This window comes from Enterobacter sp. ECC-219 (genome assembly GCF_043966805.1).
GTDB classification, from domain to species: Bacteria; Pseudomonadota; Gammaproteobacteria; order Enterobacterales; family Enterobacteriaceae; genus Enterobacter; species Enterobacter cloacae_N.
In genome coordinates, this window is sequence record NZ_CP143680.1 from 326,271 (window position 1) to 347,985 (window position 21,715).

Annotated in this window: 15 protein-coding genes; 5 read left to right on the forward strand and 10 right to left on the reverse strand. The window is 57.0% G+C overall.

Annotated elements, in window-relative coordinates:
• Positions 1 to 30: 30 nt before the first annotated feature.
• Positions 31 to 366, reverse strand: a complete 336-nt coding sequence (gene uspB / locus V1603_RS01665; RefSeq protein ID WP_003861224.1) for a universal stress protein UspB — start codon at positions 364 to 366, stop codon at positions 31 to 33.
• A gap of 283 nt (positions 367 to 649) precedes the next feature.
• On the opposite strand from uspB, the gene uspA reads away from it, so the two are divergent.
• Positions 650 to 1,087: a universal stress protein UspA gene (uspA, locus tag V1603_RS01670; protein ID WP_003861223.1), complete on the forward strand. Its 438-nt coding sequence runs from the start codon at positions 650 to 652 to the stop codon at positions 1,085 to 1,087.
• Between the two features lie 68 nt (positions 1,088 to 1,155).
• Here uspA and rsmJ read toward each other — a convergent pair whose 3' ends face one another.
• Together rsmJ and prlC are read right to left on the reverse strand one after the other, a co-directional pair.
• On the reverse strand, positions 1,156 to 1,920 hold the full coding sequence (gene rsmJ, locus V1603_RS01675) for a 16S rRNA (guanine(1516)-N(2))-methyltransferase RsmJ (protein WP_233003180.1): 765 nt from the start codon (positions 1,918 to 1,920) through the stop codon (positions 1,156 to 1,158).
• Between the two features lie 7 nt (positions 1,921 to 1,927).
• On the reverse strand, positions 1,928 to 3,970 hold the full coding sequence (gene prlC / locus V1603_RS01680; RefSeq protein WP_163330615.1) for an oligopeptidase A: 2,043 nt from the start codon (positions 3,968 to 3,970) through the stop codon (positions 1,928 to 1,930).
• Positions 3,971 to 4,147: 177 nt separating this feature from the next.
• Between prlC and V1603_RS01685 the strand changes: the two genes are divergently transcribed.
• Both V1603_RS01685 and gorA read left to right on the forward strand, forming a co-directional pair.
• Positions 4,148 to 4,990, forward strand: coding sequence for a 23S rRNA (adenine(2030)-N(6))-methyltransferase RlmJ (locus tag V1603_RS01685; RefSeq protein ID WP_109846188.1), 843 nt, complete (start codon positions 4,148 to 4,150; stop codon positions 4,988 to 4,990).
• A gap of 71 nt (positions 4,991 to 5,061) precedes the next feature.
• Positions 5,062 to 6,414 (forward strand): glutathione-disulfide reductase, encoded by a 1,353-nt coding sequence (gorA, locus tag V1603_RS01690; protein ID WP_116342808.1) that lies wholly within the window; start codon positions 5,062 to 5,064, stop codon positions 6,412 to 6,414.
• Positions 6,415 to 6,435: 21 nt separating this feature from the next.
• Here the strand turns inward: gorA and V1603_RS01695 are convergent, their stop codons facing one another.
• Together V1603_RS01695 and V1603_RS01700 are read right to left on the reverse strand one after the other, a co-directional pair.
• The gene (locus V1603_RS01695; protein ID WP_395313420.1) at positions 6,436 to 7,218 is read right to left on the reverse strand and encodes an aminoglycoside adenylyltransferase family protein; all 783 of its coding nucleotides are present in this window, start codon (positions 7,216 to 7,218) and stop codon (positions 6,436 to 6,438) included.
• Positions 7,215 to 10,772, reverse strand: coding sequence for a response regulator (locus tag V1603_RS01700; protein WP_395313421.1), 3,558 nt, complete (start codon positions 10,770 to 10,772; stop codon positions 7,215 to 7,217). Before V1603_RS01700 ends, V1603_RS01695 begins: the two co-directional genes overlap by 4 nt.
• A gap of 246 nt (positions 10,773 to 11,018) precedes the next feature.
• Between V1603_RS01700 and V1603_RS01705 the strand changes: the two genes are divergently transcribed.
• Positions 11,019 to 11,393, forward strand: a complete 375-nt coding sequence (locus V1603_RS01705; RefSeq protein ID WP_395313422.1) for a Biofilm associated protein A — start codon at positions 11,019 to 11,021, stop codon at positions 11,391 to 11,393.
• On the opposite strand, the gene V1603_RS01710 is transcribed toward V1603_RS01705, so the two are convergent.
• Positions 11,384 to 12,610 carry a tetratricopeptide repeat protein gene (locus V1603_RS01710; protein ID WP_395313423.1) on the reverse strand — a complete coding sequence of 409 codons (1,227 nt, stop codon included), beginning with the start codon at positions 12,608 to 12,610 and terminating at the stop codon, positions 11,384 to 11,386. The genes V1603_RS01705 and V1603_RS01710 overlap by 10 nt on opposite strands.
• A gap of 451 nt (positions 12,611 to 13,061) precedes the next feature.
• On the opposite strand from V1603_RS01710, the gene V1603_RS01715 reads away from it, so the two are divergent.
• Positions 13,062 to 15,908: a transporter substrate-binding domain-containing protein gene (locus V1603_RS01715; RefSeq protein WP_395313424.1), complete on the forward strand. Its 2,847-nt coding sequence runs from the start codon at positions 13,062 to 13,064 to the stop codon at positions 15,906 to 15,908.
• 82 nt (positions 15,909 to 15,990) lie between these two features.
• Here V1603_RS01715 and V1603_RS01720 read toward each other — a convergent pair whose 3' ends face one another.
• The 4 genes from V1603_RS01720 to V1603_RS01735 are packed head-to-tail and all read right to left on the reverse strand — an operon-like array spanning position 15,991 to position 21,680.
• Positions 15,991 to 16,677: a response regulator transcription factor gene (locus tag V1603_RS01720; RefSeq protein WP_116342818.1), complete on the reverse strand. Its 687-nt coding sequence runs from the start codon at positions 16,675 to 16,677 to the stop codon at positions 15,991 to 15,993.
• A 50-nt stretch (positions 16,678 to 16,727) separates the two neighbouring features.
• Entirely contained in the window at positions 16,728 to 18,188 is a 1,461-nt protein-coding gene (locus tag V1603_RS01725) for a TolC family protein (protein ID WP_233003174.1), read from the reverse strand.
• A 1-nt stretch (position 18,189) separates the two neighbouring features.
• Positions 18,190 to 19,425 (reverse strand): HlyD family type I secretion periplasmic adaptor subunit, encoded by a 1,236-nt coding sequence (locus tag V1603_RS01730; protein WP_395313425.1) that lies wholly within the window; start codon positions 19,423 to 19,425, stop codon positions 18,190 to 18,192.
• The gene (locus V1603_RS01735) at positions 19,422 to 21,680 is read right to left on the reverse strand and encodes a type I secretion system permease/ATPase (protein WP_395313426.1); all 2,259 of its coding nucleotides are present in this window, start codon (positions 21,678 to 21,680) and stop codon (positions 19,422 to 19,424) included. The genes V1603_RS01730 and V1603_RS01735 overlap by 4 nt, the downstream gene beginning before the upstream one ends.
• Between the last annotated feature and the right edge of the window lie 35 nt (positions 21,681 to 21,715).

Here is a 21,715-nt window from a genome sequence, read left to right on the forward strand (position 1 = left end):
GGTCAGGAAACTGGCCCGCTTTTTTTATGCTCAGTGCCAAATCATCAATGCAATCATACTGACCACGACCAGCCCGCACAGGGCGCTGGTCAAAATGAACTGACGACGCAGACGCTCGCAGCGACGGATAAACTCTTCATCGTGATGATCGCGGTAGCGCTGGTAGTAGATATACCCCACCAGACGCATCTGCTTGCTGGGCTGTCCATGCGAGGTGAAGAACCCTCCACCGTCCACATACTGATACAGCAACGGATCGCAACCACGAAGTACCACTAACAGCGCACGTAACGATGAGAAGTAGCGCGCCATATTCACTATGCAAACTACGCATAACGCCCAAAACAATGCGACGGTGCTAATCATACATCCTCCCCGGCGTCCGCCCACGAAGCAAGGCTCCTGAGCTACCGCACCCCAATGCCCTGACAGACAGTTCAGTGAAAGAATGACCAAAAGTCGATCCGGTTCGCGTTTTAATATCCGAACGGCTCATTAAATAGTGTAGGAGATCCGTTAATTTTTTTGCCACAAGGTTAATCGTTATCAACACCAAAGCTTGAAAAATATGTTTAACTGGGCCGTAATGAAAGTATCAGACGACGGCATTCTCATTTAGTCATCGATAACTTAAGGAAGGAGTAACACTATGGCTTACAAACACATTCTCATCGCGGTAGACCTCTCTCCGGAGAGCAAAGTGCTGGTTGATAAAGCAGTATCCATGGCACGTCCCTACAACGCGAAAGTCTCCCTGATTCACGTTGATGTGAATTACTCCGACCTCTACACCGGTCTGATCGACGTAAATCTCGGCGATATGCAGAAACGCATCTCCGAAGAGACTCACCATGCTCTGAGCGAACTGTCCACCAACGCGGGCTATCCGATCACCGAAACCCTGAGCGGCAGCGGCGACCTGGGCCAGGTACTGGTTGATGCGATTAAGAAATACGATATGGATCTGGTGGTATGCGGACACCATCAGGACTTCTGGAGCAAGCTGATGTCTTCCGCGCGCCAGCTGATTAACACCGTTCACGTGGATATGCTGATTGTTCCACTGCGTGACGAAGAAGACGAGTAAGTGCATTAGATTCCCCTCACCCTAGCCCTCTCCCCATAGGGGAGAGGGAACGATCGAGCCCCTCGCCCCTATGGGGAGAGGGGTTGGGGTGAGGGGATATAAATATCAAACCGGTGTCCTTTAGTGGTCACCGCGTTGGTCGTGGCAACGTCCGCCAGCGGCGGCGCGTAGTCCGGACGCTTCACCACCACCCGCTTCGTCGCGAGCTGACGAGCCGGCTCCAGCAGGCCATCTGCGTCTAAATCCGGCCCCACCAGCGACTGAAACACCCGCATCTCTTTCTTCACCAGCGCGCTTTTCTGCTTATGCGGGAACATCGGGTCGAGATAGACCACCTGCGGGCGCGGGGTGATATCGGTCAGCGCCGTCAGGCTTGAAGCGTGGATAAGCTGCAAGCGCTCCTGCAGCCACGGGCCGATTTCCGGGTCTGCGTAGCCTCGCGCTAGCCCGTCGTCGAGCAGCGCGGCCACCACCGGATTGCGCTCCAGCATGCGCACATGACAGCCCACCGACGCCAGCACAAACGCATCGCGCCCCAGCCCCGCCGTGGCGTCCACCACGTCCGGGAGATAGCTTCCTTTAATGCCGACCGCTTTCGCCACCGCTTCGCCGCGACCGCCGCCGAACTTGCGCCGGTGCGCCATCGCCCCGCCAACGAAGTCGACAAAAATCCCGCCGAGCTTCGGTTCGTCGCGCTTACGTAATTCGAGATGCGCTGTCGTCATCACCAGCGCCATCAGGTTCTCTTCGTCGTGCTCCAGCCCCCAGCGGGCCGCCAGAACGCATAAGGCGCCGTCTCCGGCGCCCGTTTCATCAACTAAGCAGATCTTCACGTAACAATCAGCCTTTGATCCCGTAATGTTCAAGCATCGCATCCAGCTGCGGCTCGCGGCCGCGGAAGCGTTTGAACAGCACCATTGGCTCTTCAGACCCGCCACGGGTCAGGATGTTGTCGAGGAACGACTGCCCGGTTTCGCGGTTGAAGATCCCCTCTTCTTCGAAGCGAGAGAAGGCATCCGCCGCCAGCACGTCGGCCCACAGGTAGCTGTAGTAGCCCGCCGCGTAGCCGCCCGCGAAGATGTGGCTGAACGCGTGCGGGAAGCGGCCCCAGGTTGGCCCTGGAATAACGGCAACCTGCTTTTTAATCTCGGCAAGGGTTTCAAGGATTTTCGCGCCCTGCTCCGGGCTAAACTCCGCGTGCAGGCGGAAGTCGAACAGGCCGAACTCCAGCTGGCGCAGGATGAACATTGCCGCCTGGTAGTTTTTCGCCGCCAGCATTTTATCCAGCAGCGCTTTCGGCAGCGGTTCGCCGGTTTCATAGTGACCGGAGATAAACGCCAGCGCGTCCGGCTCCCAGCACCAGTTTTCCATAAACTGGCTTGGCAGCTCGACCGCATCCCACGGCACGCCGCTGATGCCGGCAACGCCTGCGGTTTCGATGCGGGTCAGCATATGGTGCAGGCCGTGACCGAACTCGTGGAACAGGGTTATCACTTCGTCGTGCGTGAACAGCGCAGGCTTGCCGCTCACCGGGCGGTTGAAGTTACAGGTCAGGTAGGCGACCGGCTTCTGCAGGGAGCCGTCGGCTTTACGCATCTGGCCCACGCAGTCGTCCATCCACGCCCCGCCGCGCTTGTTCTCACGCGCGTAGAGGTCAAGGTAGAAGCTGCCGCGCAGCTCGTTTTTCTCGTCATACAGTTCGAAGAAGCGCACGTCCGGGTGCCAGACGTCGATATCGGTACGCTCTTTGGCGGTGATGCCATAGATGCGTTTCACCACTTCGAACAGGCCGTTAACGGCTTTGTTTTCCGGGAAGTACGGGCGCAGCTGCTCGTCGCTGATGCTGTAGAGGTGCTGCTTCTGTTTTTCGCTGTAGTAGGCAATATCCCACGGCTGCAGCTCGTCCACGCCGAACTCCGCTTTCGCGAAGGCGCGCAGCTGGGCCAGCTCTTTCTCGCCCTGAGGACGGGCGCGTTTCGCCAGATCGGTCAGGAAGTCGAGTACCTGCTGCGGGTTCTCCGCCATTTTGGTGGCGAGGGATTTATCGGCGTAGCTGTCGAAGCCGAGCAGCTGGGCCAGCTCGTGGCGCAGGGCGAGGATCTCCGCCATCACCGGGCTGTTGTCCCACTTACCGGCATTCGGCCCCTGATCGGAGGCGCGAGTGCTGTACGCGCGATACATCTCTTCGCGCAGGGTCTGGTTGTCGCAGTAGGTCATCACCGGCAGATAGCTTGGGATATCCAGCGTTAACAGGAAACCTTCCTGCTCTTTCGCTTCGGCCTGGGCTTTTGCCGCCGCCAGCGCGCTTTCCGGCATACCGGCCAGTTCGGATTCATCGGTAATCAGCTTTGTCCAGCCCATGGTGGCGTCGAGGACGTTGTTGCTGTACTGGTTGCCCAGCTCGGACAGGCGCGCGGCGATTTCACCGTAGCGAACCTGCTTCTCTTTTGGCAGACCGATACCGGACAGCTCAAAATCACGCAGGGCGTTATCGACGGATTTTTTCTGCGCCGTGTTCAGTTCAGCATAGTGGTCGCCGTCGCGCAGGTCACGGTAGGCTTTGTACAGCCCTTCGTGCTGACCAACCCAGGTGCTGTACTCAGAGAGCAGCGGCAGAGTTTGTTCGTAAGCTTCGCGCAGTTCCGGGCTGTTTTTAACCGAGTTCAGGTGGCTCACCGGGGAGAAGATGCGCCCCAGCACGTCGTCCACTTCGGCCAGCGGCTGACACAGATTTTCCCAGGTGTACGGCCCGCCCTGCGCAACCACGCTTTCTACCGCCGCACGGCAGTTTTCCAGCGACCGGGTAACGGCTGGAACAACATGCTCAGGGAGGATTTTAGAAAACGGCGGCAACGAAAAAGGCGTCAGTAATGGATTGGTCATAAACGCTGTCCTGTTGAAATAGGTGAATGAAGCGCGCATCCGGCGCTGTGCATATTGTTCAGTAATGGGGTTAAGTGTAGAGGATTTCAATAGCCGCGCTTACCGGGCCTACGGGTAATCTGTGCCGTTCTGCTGTAAACTGTGGCAAATCGTCAATTCAGCGGAATATCAATACCCATGCTCAGTTATCGCCACAGCTTCCACGCAGGCAACCACGCCGACGTCCTTAAACACACCGTTCAGAGCCTGATCATTGAATCGCTCAAAGAGAAAGAGAAGCCGTTTCTCTATCTGGACACCCACGCGGGCGCGGGCCGTTACCAGCTGAGCGGCGAACATGCTGAGCGTACCGGCGAATATCTGGAAGGGATTGCCCGCATCTGGCAGCAGGACGATCTGCCTGCCGAGCTGGAGCCGTACATCGGCGTGGTCAATCACTTCAACCGCAACGGCCAGCTTCGCTACTACCCGGGCTCGCCGCTGATTGCCCGCCAGCTGCTGCGCGAGCAGGACAGCCTCCAGCTGACCGAGCTGCATCCGAGCGACTTCCCGCTGCTGCGTTCTGAATTCCAGAAAGACAGCCGCGCCCGCGTGGAAAAATCCGACGGCTACCAGCAGCTGAAAGCCAGGCTACCGCCGGTTTCCCGTCGCGGCCTGGTGCTGATAGACCCGCCGTACGAAATCAAAACCGACTATCAGGCGGTGGTGACCGGCATCCACGAAGGTTACAAACGCTTCGCCACCGGAACCTACGCCCTGTGGTACCCGGTAGTGCTGCGCGCGCAGATCAAACGCATGATCAAAGATCTGGAGGCGACCGGCATCCGCAAAATCCTGCAGATTGAGCTGGCGGTACGCCCGGACAGCGATCAGCGCGGCATGACCGCCTCCGGGATGATTGTGATCAACCCGCCGTGGAAGCTCGAAGCGCAGATGAACAACGTGCTGCCGTGGCTGCACAAAACGCTGGTGCCAGCGGGTACAGGCCACGCCACCGTCAGCTGGATCGTGCCGGAGTAATCGCAGCCATCGGTGGAAACTATTGATTTCAGGTATACAATCGCGGCAATTCACGATTAAGGACAAAAGCTATGACTAAGCATTATGACTACATCGCAATCGGCGGCGGCAGCGGCGGCATCGCCTCCATCAACCGCGCGGCCATGTACGGCCAGAAGTGTGCGCTGATTGAAGCCAAAGCGCTGGGCGGCACCTGCGTGAACGTGGGTTGTGTACCGAAGAAAGTGATGTGGCACGCGGCGCAAATCCGTGAAGCTATCCATATGTACGGCCCGGACTACGGCTTTGACACCACCATCAACCACTTCGACTGGGACAAGCTGATCGCCAGCCGTACCGCCTACATCGACCGTATTCACACCTCATACGACAACGTGCTGGGCAAGAATAACGTCGACGTGATCCACGGTTTCGCCCGCTTTGTTGACGCGAAAACGATCGAAGTGAACGGCGAGACGATCACCGCCGATCATATCCTGATCGCCACCGGCGGCCGTCCGAGCCACCCGAATATTCCGGGCGCTGAATACGGCATCGACTCCGACGGTTTCTTCGAGCTGCCTGCCCTGCCAAAACGCGTTGCCGTTGTTGGCGCGGGGTACATCGCGGTGGAACTGGCCGGCGTGATTAACGGCCTGGGCGCAGAAGCGCACCTGTTCGTGCGTAAGCACGCGCCGCTGCGCAGCTTTGACCCGCTGATTGTCGATACCCTGGTCGAAGTGATGAACACCGAAGGCCCGACCCTGCACACTAATGCCGTGCCAAAAGCGGTGGTGAAAAACGCGGACGGCAGCCTGACGCTTGAGCTGGAAGATGGCCGCAGCCAGACCGTTGATTGCCTGATCTGGGCGATCGGTCGTGAACCGGCGAACGACAGCTTCAACCTGGCTGTAACGGGCGTGAAAACCAACGATAAAGGCTACATCGTCGTCGATAAGTTCCAGAATACCAGCGTGCCGGGCATTTACGCGGTCGGCGATAACACCGGTGCCGTTGAGCTGACGCCGGTAGCTGTTGCGGCGGGCCGTCGTCTCTCCGAGCGCCTGTTTAACAACAAGCCGGACGAGCATCTGGACTACAGCAATATCCCGACCGTGGTCTTCAGCCACCCGCCAATCGGCACCGTCGGCTTAACCGAGCCTCAGGCGCGCGAGCAGTATGGCGACGACCAGGTGAAAGTGTATAAATCGGCGTTCACCGCGATGTATACCGCGGTTACCTCCCACCGCCAGCCGTGCCGCATGAAGCTGGTCTGCGTGGGCCCGGAAGAGAAGATTGTCGGCATCCACGGCATCGGTTTCGGCATGGACGAGATCCTGCAGGGCTTTGCGGTGGCGCTGAAGATGGGCGCAACCAAAAAAGACTTCGACAATACCGTGGCGATCCACCCGACGGCGGCGGAAGAGTTTGTGACGATGCGCTAACCAGAGCGTTACAGGATGGCACTACGCCATTTTTTCCTGTATCGCTTTTTTGACATCACGGACAAATGCCGCAACCTGCGGCATTTTTTCTGCCCAGTCCACGGTGACCACCCCGAGATACTCTGCACGCGCCTCCTCCAGCAGTTTCGCATGAGCTTCGGGCAATTGCGGCCGCAGCCAGGCAGCGGCCTCGTCTTTAGCCGCGATCTTACCCGTCTCAACGCTATACCCGATACGCGCCAGCGTCAGGAGGATGTGTCTTTCATCACCCTTAAGATCGTCAGCCCTGCTCCAAAGCGCCAGAGTCTGACGAAAGGTCTCCAGCAGATCGTTTTCTGGCACAGCCTCGAACAACTCACAGGCCGCTTTTCCCCGCAGAGGGAGACTGTTCTGACGCGCTTTGGTCAGTAAAATCGCCAGATCGGGGTCGGGCTGCGCCGGTTCGTATTTCCCGTTTGTAATATCATCCCGTAGCCATTCTCCAAACTGCAGTTCCCGCACGGGCGGAAAGTGCCATGGCACAATCTGCGACCAGACTACGACCGTTACTTCCAGCGCCCGGTAAATCTCCGACGTGCCGGGCCAGGCCGAAATCGCCAGCAGCTTCTGCATCAAGGTATGGCGTTGTTCATCCCGCAGCGGCGAACGTACTGTGACCAGCAGGTCGATATCGCTCAGCGGCTTCAGGCCGCCGTCCATCGCCGAACCGTATAAGTGAATTGCCATCAGCTCGCTTCCGAGAACGCTTTCGATGAGCGCGCAGGCGCTCTGTAGCTGTTTTTGTGCGCAGGGGGGCTCGTTCATCCTACCTCTTCGTCTGACGATAGCTGCTGATTAAACCGGGTTATCTCTTCCAGCACGCGGTTGACCAGAAGGTCAATCTCTTGCCAGGGTCGATCGTCGTTACAGGCCGTTTCCAGCTGTTCACAGGCTTGCTGCAAAGATGTCATGCTCATCATCCTTGCGCCACCATTGATACGGTGCGCCATACGGCCAACCTTATCGCGATTTTTCTGTGCGAGCCACTGCGTCAACTGGCTGGCATCCTGTCTGTTCACCTCCACCATTTCGGCCTGCAGCGCCCGCGTGGCATCGCTCTCCAGGGCAGGCTTCACGCTGCTGCCGGCAAAATAACGATCCAGCAGCGTCTGGAGTTTTTCCGCCGTCAGCGGTTTCTCCAGATATTCATTCATACCAGCATCGATACAGCGCGCTGCCGTTTCTGCGCCGCTCATCGCCGTCAGGCCGAATATCGGGACAGGCGGATGACCATAAAGCTGTTCGGTATGACGGATCTGCTGCGCCAGCTCATAGCCGTCCATCTCCGGCATCGTGCAGTCGGTAATAATCACATCGTAGCGGCCAGGATTTTGCTGCCACATCGACAGCGCCTCCGCCCCCTGTGTCGCCAGCGAAACCCGGTGCCCCCAGGACTCCAGCCGCTGCCGCAGCGCACGGCGTGCTGGCGGATAGTCGTCGACCCCAAGAATATGCAGGCTGCGCATATGTTCGACAGGCGGAGGGGTTAACACTTTGCTGGCGGCAGGCACCGCGTTGAAGTGAAGGCTCACCACGCAGCCCTCATGCGGCTCACTGTCGATACGTACCTCCGCACCGGCGGCATGGGCCATATACAGGCAGGCCGGTAAACTGAACCCGGTGTCGGTCCACTCTGATTTCAGCGTCACGTGGTGCGCTCGTCTGGCAATGTCCTCAATCAGGTGCTCGTCAATGCCCTCGCCCCGATCGCACACTTCGATGACCAGCGGGATCGTCGTGGCATTCGGCTCTTTGCTGCCCTCATACACTTCAACGTCAATATCCTGACCATTCGAATGCTTGATGGCGTTACGCAGCAGGCTGGAGAGGATGCGAATAATCAGCAGCGGATCGGTGGTAAAACGCTCGACAGAGAGCTCGATCAGCACGTTCAGGGTAATCCCTTTCGCTTCAGCCTGCTGCCGGTAAAGCGCCACGGTACTGTGGATTAACTGGGGCAGATGCGTGCTGCGCATCGTTCCGTTCAGCTGCGGGTTATCTGCACGGAAGACGTCAAACATGTCGCCGATCAGCGAAAGCAGGTTGAGGGAGGATTCCCAAATCAGATTCAGGTTTTCATTATGCTCATGCCGCGCATCCAGCGCCTGAAGCTCCATCTCCAGCAGGCCGGTGATGACGCTGAGTGGGGTGCGCACTTCATGCCCCATGCTCTGCATAAAGGCGTTTTTGCTGCCTATTGCCTGCTCCAGATTACTTTTGGTCTCAGAGAGCTGAGCAATCAGCAGCTCTTTTTCAGTGACATCCAGCCAGCCGCCAATCAGACCACCAATTTCACCCTGACTGTCGTGCCACGGCACAACCCAGCCCTGCAGGTAGCGCGTCTGGTTGTTTATCGTAAAACTGTCAGCCCAGTTCTGCGGTTGCCCATCCTGTAACGCCTGCTGGTATTTTGCCTCCAGGTTCGCCAGCACCGCCGGTTCTACCATGTCGATCGCGGTTACTGGCTGCCCCTGGAAGGCATCGCCCGGCTGGCCGATGGTATCTGCCCAGGCCTGGTTGTAGCGCAGCAGATGGCCGTTACGATCGCGAACGTAGAGCGCCACGGGCGAGGCGTCGATCAGCGCCTGGGTAAAACGTAACTGTTCGGTAAGCTGGCGCTGCAAGACATTGCCACGGCGCAGCGCGGCGCGCAGATACTGTATCCATAACCAACACCCTGTCACCACCAGCAGAAGCAGCACGCCCCAGACCAGAGAATTGAGTAATGAACTTTGCGCCCAGGTTTCGCTATTGTCGATGGCCGCTTGTCGCCAGTCACCCGCCAGCTGCATCAGTGCCTGTGGCTGCATATCTGCCAGCGCTTTATTGAGAATATTAACTGGCTGGCTGGTCTCGGTTTGCGCGGCAATGACGACATCGATGAGGGGGACAGGCACCGTGACGGCCAGATGAAAACGGGTGGGATGATGGCGCGTCACCAGGTAGTTGGCGATAAACTGCGGCGCGATCACACCGCGCACTTCGCCTTTTTTCAACCGCGCCAGCGCGTCGTCCATGTGGGTCAACGACACCAGTTTGATTGTAGGATACCAGGTTTCCAGCCAGGGGCGCAGCGGATCGTCGGCCATAATCGCCAGCTTTTCACCCTTCAGCTGGGCAAAATCGTCCGGTCGTTTGATCGTCTGATCCATCACCACCACGGCCGGCGTGGTGAGCAACGGCGAGGTCATCGCCATGGCCGCGGACGTTTTTTGCGACACGTCAGCCAACTGCCTGAGCACCAGCGCATCCGGGTTATTCTGCTTTAACGCGTTGAGTTCGTCGTCGCTACCGGCGGTCAATATCGTGAAGTGAATATCATACTGCTCGCTAAATTGGTTGAGCAGATCAACCACCAGACCCGCTGGCGTGCCATCCTCCAGAAACGAGAGCGGGCGCTGGCGACTATCCAGAATCACCTGGATCTGGCTATGCTCACGCAGCCAGTTCTCCTCCTCCCGATCCAGCGCCAGCGGATTGGCGGTAATGACGAAGCTCCGGTTAAGCCCCCAACTGGTGGTAATACGCAAACGGCTGGCTAAGGGGATATGTTTGAAGACCGCGTCGATGGCTTCCACCAGTTGCGGCAGCTGGCGATCTACACCAAAACTCATGTTCAGATTGGGCAGCGCCGGGCTGTAGCGCCAGCGTATCCCCTGAGCCTGATGATACTGGGTAAGGTACTCCGCACTGGCCCGGTTAATCCACAGGGCATCTATCTGCTTAAACGCCAGCGCGCTGACTGCTGAAGGATACCAGGACTGGAAACGGAGCGTACTGCCGGGATAGTGGCGACGCAGCGCCGGGCTGGCGTTGGTATCAGTCATCAAACCTAATGTCTTTGGGCTCTCTTCAGGCGCGTCATCGGCTCGCTCGCGAGTGGTCATTAAGACCGACTTATCCAGCAGCCATGGCGGCGTGGTCACCAGTTCGGCGTTTGGCCACAGCTCCGGGTTCCACATCGCCACCATCTGAATTTCATGGCGACGCAGCGCCTGGAAAGCATCACGACTCTGGTTGTAATAGTGGAGTTTGACATTGACCTTCAGGCTATCTTCCAGCAGCGCTAGATAATCGGCCGCAATCCCGCTGAAAAGTCCGTGCCCCATGCCTTCGCTGAGAGGAGGATGCGGCGGCCCCCAGACGCCCACGTGAAGCGTCTGATTGTGTTTCAGCCATTGCTGCACGTCACCACTAAACTGGACATGCGGCGCATTGACCTGCACGCGGCGTTGCAGGGTCAGTTCCTGGGCCTGAATCTGCCCGATACTGCAAAGCAGCATAAAAAGGCTAATTAACCGGGCGGTGATAAAACGCATCGTTGGAGTCGTTCCCTGAAAAGTGAGGGCTGGAAATCAGCAGGCTGGCACAGCGTTAATTTTAGCAACCGCGCTTCGTTCTGCATTGTCTGGATAACCGCCATAATTTGCAGGAATTTTAGCAATAGGTGGGCAAGTCGGGATTAAGGTCGGTCTTGTTTTTAAAAACTATCGTCAGCGGATTTTTATAAGACCGGACTTATTGTCCCCTCCCCTGCTGGAAGGTAAAAACGCAGCAGATTTGCTATGCGTAAACAGGTTCCACAAAAAATGAATAACACGTTAACTGCCCACGGCGAAAACATTGCCGATGCCCATAAAGAGATGGCGACTGACGATCAATTTCCTGCACTGGTCGAAATCGCGCTCGGCGATATTTTCATTCAGGGGGAAGAGCGTCTTTTTATCGACGACGTTAATCAGCAGCTACTGATAAAAGGCCCTCCCGGGCAGCGGGTCAATCTGTCCGATCTGCTTCCTGCAGAATCAGAGCCAGGAGAATGGATGAAAGCCAGAGGCTCCGTTACCGTGAATGGCGTGCAATATGAGGTTTATCACCATTCGGGTATTGAGACGGAGCTACTGGTCCAGACAGGACTAGACGTTGCGCCTCAGACGTAATCAGGTTGCGTAATAACCTCAACCTGCACCTCGCCCTCGCGAAAACCGTCAGCGAGGAAGAATGGGATAGGCAATCGCCACTGCCCATCACGCACCACCGCCGTATAGCGATAGCTCCCCCCCTCAATCCGTAATACGACAGCCTGCTTTTCACCGCTGGCTTTCTCGCTCGGCCCCGCCAGCACGGTAAACCCGGCGTTGCTGCCCACGTGGAAGTGCTCAGTCTGCCAGCGAACAGGCGGATGTGCAGGCCACGGTTGAGCATGGTGAAAGGCGAAGATCTCATCATGATTCAAAATGCTCTGCCGGACCGTAGGCCAGATCGCCACTTTGAGGAAATACTGGTCGGTGAAACGGGCGCTCCCCCGGTAGCTCGCCACAAACTGACGCATCATTCCTTCCACGTCTGGGATAGCGCCGCCACAGCCGCCCCACATCCCTGCCAGCAACAGTTCGGTATGGGTGAAATAGTCGCGCATATGGTGGAAATAAAACGGCGAGCGCAGCCAGTCTTCCACGCAAACCTGTTCCCGTTCAGAGAGCAGAGAGTCAGCGTCACGCACTAAAAAACGCTCGACCTGCGGGTCATCCATCACCAGAAAACGCCACAGCGTGGGATAGATGCGCTTTTCCTGGCTCATATCCACCAGCGCGGCACCCGCCTGCGCCAGCCGCTGCCAGACGTGCTGGGGCACGGAGTCATCCAGATACACGCGACAGCGCCAGCCGGGAAACAGCTCTGCGGCGGCCTCAATGTTTTTAATTAAGGTTTCGCAGTAGCGCGGCAGATCGCCATACAGACTGAACGCGATAATGTTTTTTTCCGGGCAATCCGCCTGAAAAGGTGGCGGTGGTGTCTGGGGCAGCGGCCAGGCGGTTCCCTGACGAAAACGCTGGTCAGAGAGGGTCAACGACTCCAGACCATACGCGCGCATTTCATCCGTTTTGCCCATATGGCCGCACAGTTCCGCCAGGCCATCGAGCCAGGTTTCTGACGCTTCATGACGACGGGGCGACTGATAAATCTTGCGGTAGACTTTGTACGCCTTGTCATGTTTTCCCTCACGCATCAGGCTAAGGGCGTAATCGCTCTGTACCGACATATTATGCGGCAGAACGGCCAGCGCTTTTTCGCAGCAGCGAGAGGCCGTCGCATAATCCGTCACGGCCATTGCATGACGGTACTGCTCCGCCAGGGCAGCAAATGTCTGACGCATTGCTTCTTGTTTTGCAGCAGATGAATGAGGTTGAAGGGATCGACGCATTGTCCAGGCTCAAAATCAAATAATCGTGCGTATGATTTTCCCATTCGTCTGTAAAGTAAGCGACAAGACCCGTCTTGATGTTCCCGGCAGTCAATGATGGCGCAGGATTTAAGCAGCAAAAAGCAGGCGAAAATGCACGCTTATATTAGTATTGAGAGGATAGCGTAGAAATAATAACGTTCCTGACCAGACATTGTGCTTTTCGTTATTCACAATCGCCAGAATAATAACCAAGCCTTGTCTTATAACAATGCTTTTAACGTTTAATCAGAATATCATTTTCAGTATCTTATGCTCAGGAGCGTTATAAAAAGTTATGCGTCACTACCTTCGTCGTTTTTTGCTTCTGGTTTTATTTTTATTCGTGATGCCTCCGGCACACAGCGAAGAATATAAGATTCTGATGCGCACCCCCATTGAGGGCATGAGTCGCTTGCCGCTCACTGACGAGCAGGCAACGCTGCTAAAGCATATGCAAAACTTGACGGTGGGTATCACACGTTATGACGTGCCTCCTTTCGGCATGCGCAACATACGCCATGAATATGAGGGGCTGAGCGCCGACTATCTCGGCCTGGTGTCCTGGCAGCTTAATCTGCCGGTGCAGGTTAAAATGTACGACTCGCAGGAAGAGCTGTGGCAGGCGCTGGCGCGCGGTGATATCGATCTTATCCCCTCTGTCTCCGCCTTTGACGCCAACGACGCATTTGTCTTCTCAACGCCCTATGCCAGCGATAAACCGGTGCTGGGGGCGAACGACCGGGATACCCAGCCTCTCGCGGACGATCTTGCTAACACCGACGTCGCGATGGTCCGGGACTACCTGCCTCTGGCACAGGTGAAAGCGGCCTATCCCAACGCGCGCTTTCGCCTGTTTGACAGCTATCAGGAAGCGCTGAGCGCCGTGGCGTTTGGGCATTCACGCGCCTATCTCGGTAACAGCTATTCGCTGAGCCGAAACTATTTAAACAATATTCATATCGATCGCATCTCGCGGCTGCCCAACCGTGAAGTGGGGTTCGCCCTGAGCCAGAATAACCCGCTGCTTAACCAGTTGATTAACGCGACCATCCGCGCGGTACCCGAAGAGGAAAAGCTGGATCTCTATCGCCGCTGGCAGCCCGATCGGGTCGATATTGCACAGGGAACCAAGTCGCTGGTCTTTACCGACCAGGAGAAAGCGTGGATCGCCCGGCATCCGGTGGTGAACGTGCTCATCTACAGCCAGGATAATGCCGCCCCGGTCTCCTTTATCGATAACAAGGGGATGCTGCGCGGGGTAGTGGCGGATCTCTTCTCCGTGGTGTCATTGCGCACCGGCTTGCGCTTTAGCTTTGAGACCGGCAATACCACCGATGATTTGATAGCCCAGGTCAACCACGGGCAGGCTGACATGCTCGCGTCAGTGACGCCGAGCGAGGCGCGCAAGGGTCAGGTCCTCTTCACGCGGCCCTACTTACGCAGCGCGTTTGCTCTTGCCACATCATCCTCACGTAACGACATTAACACGCTGGCCGACCTGCGCGGCAAACGCCTGGCGCTGGTGAAAAACATCGGCGTGGAGCAGCTGGTGCGCGAACGTTACCCGGAGATCAAAATAGTTCACGTGGGCAATGAATCGCAGCTGCTCGCCAGCATCACCAACGGCGATGCCGACGCGGCAATAGGTATTCTGGTGATGACGGATTACCAGATCTACACCAATTTTCAGGACAAGCTGAAGGTGGTTTCGATTGTTGGCGACTCCCCCGCCTGGATCTCCTTTGGCGTTGGCCTGGCAAGCCCGGAACTGCAGAGCATTCTGGATAAAGTCCTGCTGAGTATCTCACCCATTGAGATGGAAAACCTGGCGAACCGCTGGCGACCCAACGAGCTGGTGGTGGTCGACAGCTTCTGGTATCGCTATCGCGAAGTGCTGATTGCCACGGGTGTCTTCAGCGCCGTTCTGGTGCTGTTAGCGCTGGGATGGGCGCTCTATTTACGTCGGCAGATTGTGCGCAAAGCGGCGCTGCGCAGGCAACTGAACGAGCAGCTCACCCAGCTGCGCGAGATGCTCACCGAACGTGAATCGCTGCTGGCGGAACTGAGCGAGGCGAAAGATCGCGCCGAAGACTCTAACCGGGCAAAATCGGTGTTCCTGTCAACCATGAGCCATGAGATCCGCACCCCGATGAACGCCATTATCGGCATGCTGGACATCGTTCTGAAAAAAGGGCGCAAGGGCGAGCACGATCTTCAGGCGCTGGAAGTCGCCTACGACTCGGCAGAGGGTCTGGTGGGGTTGATTGGCGATATCCTGGATATCTCCCGTATCGAGGGAGGGCATCTCGATTTCAACCCGGAACCCGTGCAGTTCGGCAAACTCATCGACAACATGATGCGGGTGTTCCAGGGCGTGGCGATAGAAAAAAATATCCAGTTGAATAAGGTTTTCCCGACAGAGGCGCTGTATGAGGTCTATGCCGACCCGCTGCGTATTAAGCAGGTGCTCTCCAACCTGCTCAGCAACGCCATCAAGTTTACCGACCGCGGCAGCGTGACGCTGACCTTATCGCAGCGTGAGGAGCCCGGCACCGATAACATCCAGTTTGTTATTGAGGTGCAGGACAGCGGAATCGGTATTGATGCCAGCCAGCAGGCCGCACTCTTTAAGCCATTCAGCCAGGCGGACAATCGTCGGGCGGGCACCGGCCTTGGGTTATATATCAGCCGAACCATCTGTGAAAGCATGAATGGCACGCTCACGCTGGCCAGCGAAAAGCATGTCGGTACCACCGTCAGGGCGACCTTCTCCCTGCCTAAAGTTACCCGTGCCGTTACGCCGCCTGCCCAGCCTGATGCGGAAGATGAAAAGTTACCGGCGCTTAACGTGCTGGTGGTGGATGACAATCCCGCAAACCGCATCCTGTTGGCCAAACAGCTGGCCTGGCTGGGGCAGCACGCGCATCTGGCTTCCGGTGGCGATGAGGCCCTCAAAATCTGGGCCGATACTGCCTTTGATGTGGTTATCACCGACTGCAATATGCCGGGCATCAACGGTTATCAGCTAACGGGCATGATGCGTAACGCTGAGCGTGAGCAGGGCCGGACACCGGCATGGATTATTGGTTTTACCGCCAATGCGATGCATGAGATTAAGGAACGGTGTTTGCAAGCGGGAATGAACGATTGTCTGTTTAAGCCGTGCTCTATTAGCGATCTGGCGACGGCGCTGCGTAACAGTACTTCTTGCCGGGTGGCGCTGCGCTGACCCGGCCTACAATCGACAATAATATCAATTAATTGAACGATTTATTGTAGGCCCGTGCAAGCGTAGCGCCGCCGGACAACACTCACAGCAGTTGGTCGTGCCAGAGGAACAGCTCAGGGTCGGTCTTCACGCCCAGCTTTTTCATTGCGGATTTCTTCTGGCCGCTAACCGTTTTGCGGCTCCGGCTGAACTTCTCAGAAATTTGCAGCACCGACATACCGGAAAGGAAAAGGCGTAACACCTCCAGTTCCCGGGCAGAAAGCTGGTCCAGACGGCCAATGCCGTCAATTACATGCTGTTCATCTTCAGCGTCACCGGATGCAGATGGCTCGGAGATAAGATAAAACTCCTTCTCCATGCTTTCGGAAAGGCAGATATGCCCAGCCGCCACGCGGCGCACGGCATCCACCACTTCCGAGGCGTCACGGCTTTTGCCGATATGCCCGCGCACGCCTGCCTTCAGCGCCATACGAACAATGGCGGTATTTTCCAGCGTCGATGAGATCAAAATTTTCAGCCAGGGAAAATTGCTCATTAACTGCTTAATCATCGGCAATCCGTCAATGTCTTCATCCCCGAGCAAATAGTCGAGGATAAGCACATCAATCCGGTTGGTACGTAAAAAGTTAATCAGATCAATGCGGCTGGCAAAGCTGCCCTTCAGTTCGAAATCCGGCTCCTGGCTGAAAATAATTTCCAGCCCTTTGCGGACAATCGGATGATCGTCGAGTAAGGCGATATAAATTTTCTTTCCTGAATACTGATTCATCTGCACTCTCTTTCTGTGCCTGCTGTGTGGGTCATTATAAAAATGGCTGATTACTGCTTTCTCAGCCACTGCAATAATGTTCCCGCACTGGCATAACTACGAAAAATAGCAGCGTAAGCGTCAAAGCGGTTGGTGGCTTCTGCAACCTGGTTACCGTAATAATCACTTTCTGCACTCAGCACATCCAGCAGGGTTCGTCTGCCAAGGTGGTACCATTGATCGAAGAAATCATGGCGAATGCGATCGGATTCAAAGGCTAAGTCATGGTACAACTCAGCGCGTTCCAGCATGCTGCGGGCGTCCTGATCCGCCGCGCGCACGCGGTTATCCAAATCGCGTAACTGTTTTTCTATGGTTTCTCTGCTGGCGTCCGCACGACGCGCGGCAGAGAGTGCAGCGGCTCGCTGAGAACCGCCGCGGAAAATCGGCCAGCTCACGTTCACACCCGTCTCCCAGGACTGTTCACGCCCCAGTTCGTCACGCCCGGTGCTTTTGCCCACGTTCCAGGTTACCGTCGGGTAAGAGGCCGAGCGCGCGACATCCGCATCCGCCAGCGCCGACGCGGTTTCCGCCTTAGCTTGCCGAATTGTCGGATGGCTGTCGATGGCCGACAGTTGTGTCGTCAACTCTCCCGGCTTAAGGTTCCAGGCGGTCGCTGCGGGCAGAGGCACTTTTTTGTCCCCCAGCAGACGGTTAAGAGTGATTTCAATATCACGAGCCCGCGAAACCGCCGTGTCCAGAGATGATTGCGCCTGAAGCAAGCGCCCCCGAGCCTGCGTCAGCTCGCTGCGGCGCCCCTGATCGACCTTCACGATCCCGTCCAGCATGCTGACCAGCTCATTCATGCGGGCCACATACTTTTGGCTCAGGCTGATGATCTGGCGCTGCTTGCTCAGTTCGATGAGCGCGCTGCTGACCTGCCAGGCGATATCTTCCGCCTGGGCATCGACGTTATTTTTCGCCGCGTCATGCAGGGCTTCACGGCTTTTGATGGTGTTACTGGTGCGGCCAAAATCGAGCAGTGTGGTCGCCATATTCACGGTGACCGCCGGTCGGCTGTCGCTGTAGCGACGCTCACCACCACCAAACTGATAACTTTTGGAACGGGTGCCGACATCAATCTGCGGCCAGCGCTGACCTTTCGCTTCGTCAACATTCGCTTCTGCCGCTTCAGTATTATAATTCGCGCCACGCACTTCGGGGCTGATACTGAGCGCGGTATTCACCGCATCATTAAACAGGGCGCGAATTTCCCTTTCGCTGGGCGTGCGGGCCGTATTATCACGTTTCGGCGCGGCGGCCGCATGTGTCACCGGCGCCTGCTCCACTAACGGCGCAGCGGGTGCGGGCGGTGTCGAGGCCATCACCATGCGAGATTTTACCGCAGGGTCTACAGGCGCAAAGGCTAATAAGCCGTCACTATTTGCTGCACTTTTAGCCGATGCCAGGCAAGCCGCGGCCGTTAACAGCGCCGCCAGGCGGCGCTGCATAAAAATAGAGTTACTTTTCATATTAACGCTCGCGGAACGCTTCCTTCGCTTTGAAGATAGGTTTCAACAGGTAATCGAGAATGGTTTTTTCACCGGTGCGGATTTCAACCGTGGCAATCATGCCGGGAATGATAGGCAGAGATTTACCGCCCGCATTCAGCGTGCTGCTGTCAGTTAATACCATCACCCGGTAATAGGTGTCGTCAGGGCGGCCAGCGGCGGCTTTGGCGTCATCCTTCAGCGTATCCGGGCTGACCAGAGACACGTGCCCTTTCAGGCCACCGTAGATGCCGAAATCGTATGCGGTGATTTTCACCATTGCCGGTAATCCGGCATGCAGGAAGGCGACGTCAGACGGTTTGATTTTCCCTTCAACCAGCAGCTGGTCTTCCAGCGGCACGATTTCCATAATGTGTTCACCGGGCTGGATAACGCCGCCGATGGTGGTGACACGCACGTTTTTCACGGTGCCTTTTACCAGCGCGGAGATGGTTGTCCGGCTCACCACGTCGGCACGTCCTGTCAGGCTCTCTTCGGCCTGCACCAGATCCAGCTCCTGGCGAATCAGCTCGGCGTTGGCATCCGCCTGATAGCGGTTACGACGCTCGACAATTTGCGATTGCAGGTCATTCGCCTGACGACGCATACGCAGCAGCTCCACTTCTGAGAGCAGGCCGCGCGCGGCCAGCGGCTCGGACATGGCAATTTCGTTTTGCGCCAGGCGGTAGCTTTTCTCGAGCGAGGCCACCCCTTCTTCCAGCGCCTGTTTGCGGCTGTTGTAGGCGCGGGTTTCCAGGTCCACTTCGGAAGGGTACTCTTTCACCCGGTCGCTAAACGTCAGCGGCAGGCCGTAGGCCTCTGCACGCAGGCGGTTAACGGTCGCTTCCAGCGCCACCACTTTACGCAGCGTCTCCTGATAGCTGGACTGGGCGCGGGTCGGGTCTATTTTCAGCAGTACCTGCCCCGGCTCAACAATGTCGCCCTCACGGACGTTCAGCTCTTCGAGAATGCCGCCCTCCAGGCTCTGGATAATTTGCTCGCGGCTTTTCGAGACGATTTTCGCGTCACCTTTGGTGATCTCTTCCACTTTGGCGAAATGCGCCCAGGTTAAAAACCCGACGAACACCGCCAGAATCAGCCATAGCACCAGGCGCGACTTTGGCGTGGTCTGGGAGAATAGCGCTTCCTGGATATCGCTCATCCAGGCGGCATCACGCGCGGATAATGCCTTGCTGTTGTTACGTTTTAAGAATTTCATGCGCTGGCCTCCACGGGCTGTTTTCCTGTAGCGGCTTTTGCAGGGGTACTGTCGTTTGCGGGTGCGCCGTTAAGAGCGGCCAGCACCTGCTGTTTAGGACCATCGGCCACAATTTTGCCGTCATCAATAATGACCATGCGATCGACCAGCGCCAGAAGCGACGGGCGATGGGTAACCACCACCAGCGTGTGTCCGGCGGTCGCGACTTTCAGGTGTTGTAAGAAAAGGGCTTCCGTCTGGGAATCCATCGCGCTGGTCGGTTCATCCAGCAGCAAGAGATTCGGTTTCGCCAGCAGCGTACGCGCCAGTGATACCAGCTGACGCTGGCCGCCGGACAAACTGTTGCCCTGCTCGCCAACAGGCATGTGGATACCGCGCGGGTGACGCGCCGCAATCTGATCCAGCCCCGTCAGACGCAGCACGTGCAGGAATTCATCAGAGGAGGCGTTCTGACGGCCAATCATAATGTTTTCACGCAGGGTGCCGTAAAAGAGGCGCGCTTCCTGGCCGACAAAGCCCACATTATTACGCCAGTCGGAGGGCTCAATCTGGTTCACATCCAGACCGCTGCTGAAGAGCTGCCCTTTCACCGGGGTGTAAAGGCGAGCGATGATGCGCAGCAGGGTCGATTTACCGCTGCCAATTTTGCCGACAATCGCCACGCGCTCGCCCGGTTTGATCGTCAGGTTGACCCCTTTGAGGATCTCCGGGTTCGGCTGCATCGGCGGTGCCGGGTAGGAGAAGGTCACGCCTTTCAGCTCAATATCGCCATTCAGCTCAGGCTGTTTGATGTAATCAATGTCGCTGCTGCGATCGGTCGGGTGTTCCATCAGTCTGTTCAGCGAGCCCAGCGCGGCTTTCGCTTGCTGATAACGCACGGCTAAACCAATCACCTGGCTTAATGGCGCGGTCACGCGACCCGCCAGCATCACGGTACCGATCAGCGCACCCTGGGTCAGGTTACCGGCATCGATCAGGTATACACCGGTGACGATCAGCATCACCGTCTGCAGCTGCTGCAGGAAACTCACCGAGTTCATCGCCAGCGTCGAATAATGTTTTGACGCCGCCGCGCTGGAAGATTGCATAGCGCTGAATTTCTGCCAGCGGCTCTGCATCCAGGATTCACCGCCGACCGATTTCAGGGTTTCCATGCCTTCAATGGATTCAATCAGTACGCCCTGCTTTAACGAGGCTTCCTGCAGGCTGGCTTTCATTACCTTCGCCAGCGGCCACTGGATAAGCAGGCTGACGATCAGGATCATCGGCAACATCAGCATGGGAATAAAGGCCAGCGTACCGCCGATGGCAAAAATAATGCCGATAAACAGCAGCACAAAAGGTAAGTCGGCAATGGCCGCCAGGGTGGCTGATGAGACGAAGTCACGCACGGATTCAAACTCGCGCAGCTGGTTGGCAAACGAGCCGGAGGAGGCCGGTTTATGCTCCATTTTGACCGCCAGCGACTGACGGAACAGAACGCTGCCGACAATCAAATCCGCTTTCTTGCCGGCGGTGTCGAGCAGATGCGCCCGCACGGTACGGGTAATGGCCTCAAAGACCATCGCCACCAGTACGCCAGCCGCCAGCGACCAGAGCGTCGTAAAGGCCTGGTTAGGGATAACGCGGTCATACACGTTCATGGTGAAGAATACCGTTGCCAGCGCGAGCACGTTGACCAGCACCGACGCCAGCGCCGCGCTGCGGTAGTAGCTGCGATAGCGCCACAGGGTACTGAACAGCCAGTGACCTTTTGGTTGCGGCGGCGCGATATCGCTGACCCGGCTGTCAATGCGCGCAGTTGGTTTCGCCGCAATGGCATAACCGACATACAGCTCGCTGAGCGCCTCATGGTTCAGCTCAACCGGCTCGTCGCCCACTTCCGGCATGATCAGGGAGTAGAACAGATCCCATTTATCGTCGGCATTTTTACGACGCTCGCGCGCAAGCAGCACCATGCCGCCCGCACCTTTGCGCAGCAGAATCATGGGGAAAACCTGCTCGGGCAGTTCCGCACTATTACGCTTGATGAGCCCCCCGGTGATACCGGCATTTTTAAGCGCATCAAGCGCTAAAGAGGGTGTGAGAGTTTGTTCAACAGGCAGACCAGCCAGCAAGACATCGTCGCTCTTACCCAGACCATAATGATCGGACAGCCAGGCAATGCTTCTGAGCAGAGTGTCGTCATTGAGTCGGGTATCACGGGCGATAGTGTGCAGCTGTTCCTCCTGGGGATTGGCCATTGAGGATTCCATAATTCGCGTGTTCCTGGTTGTTAAAAGACAGTAAA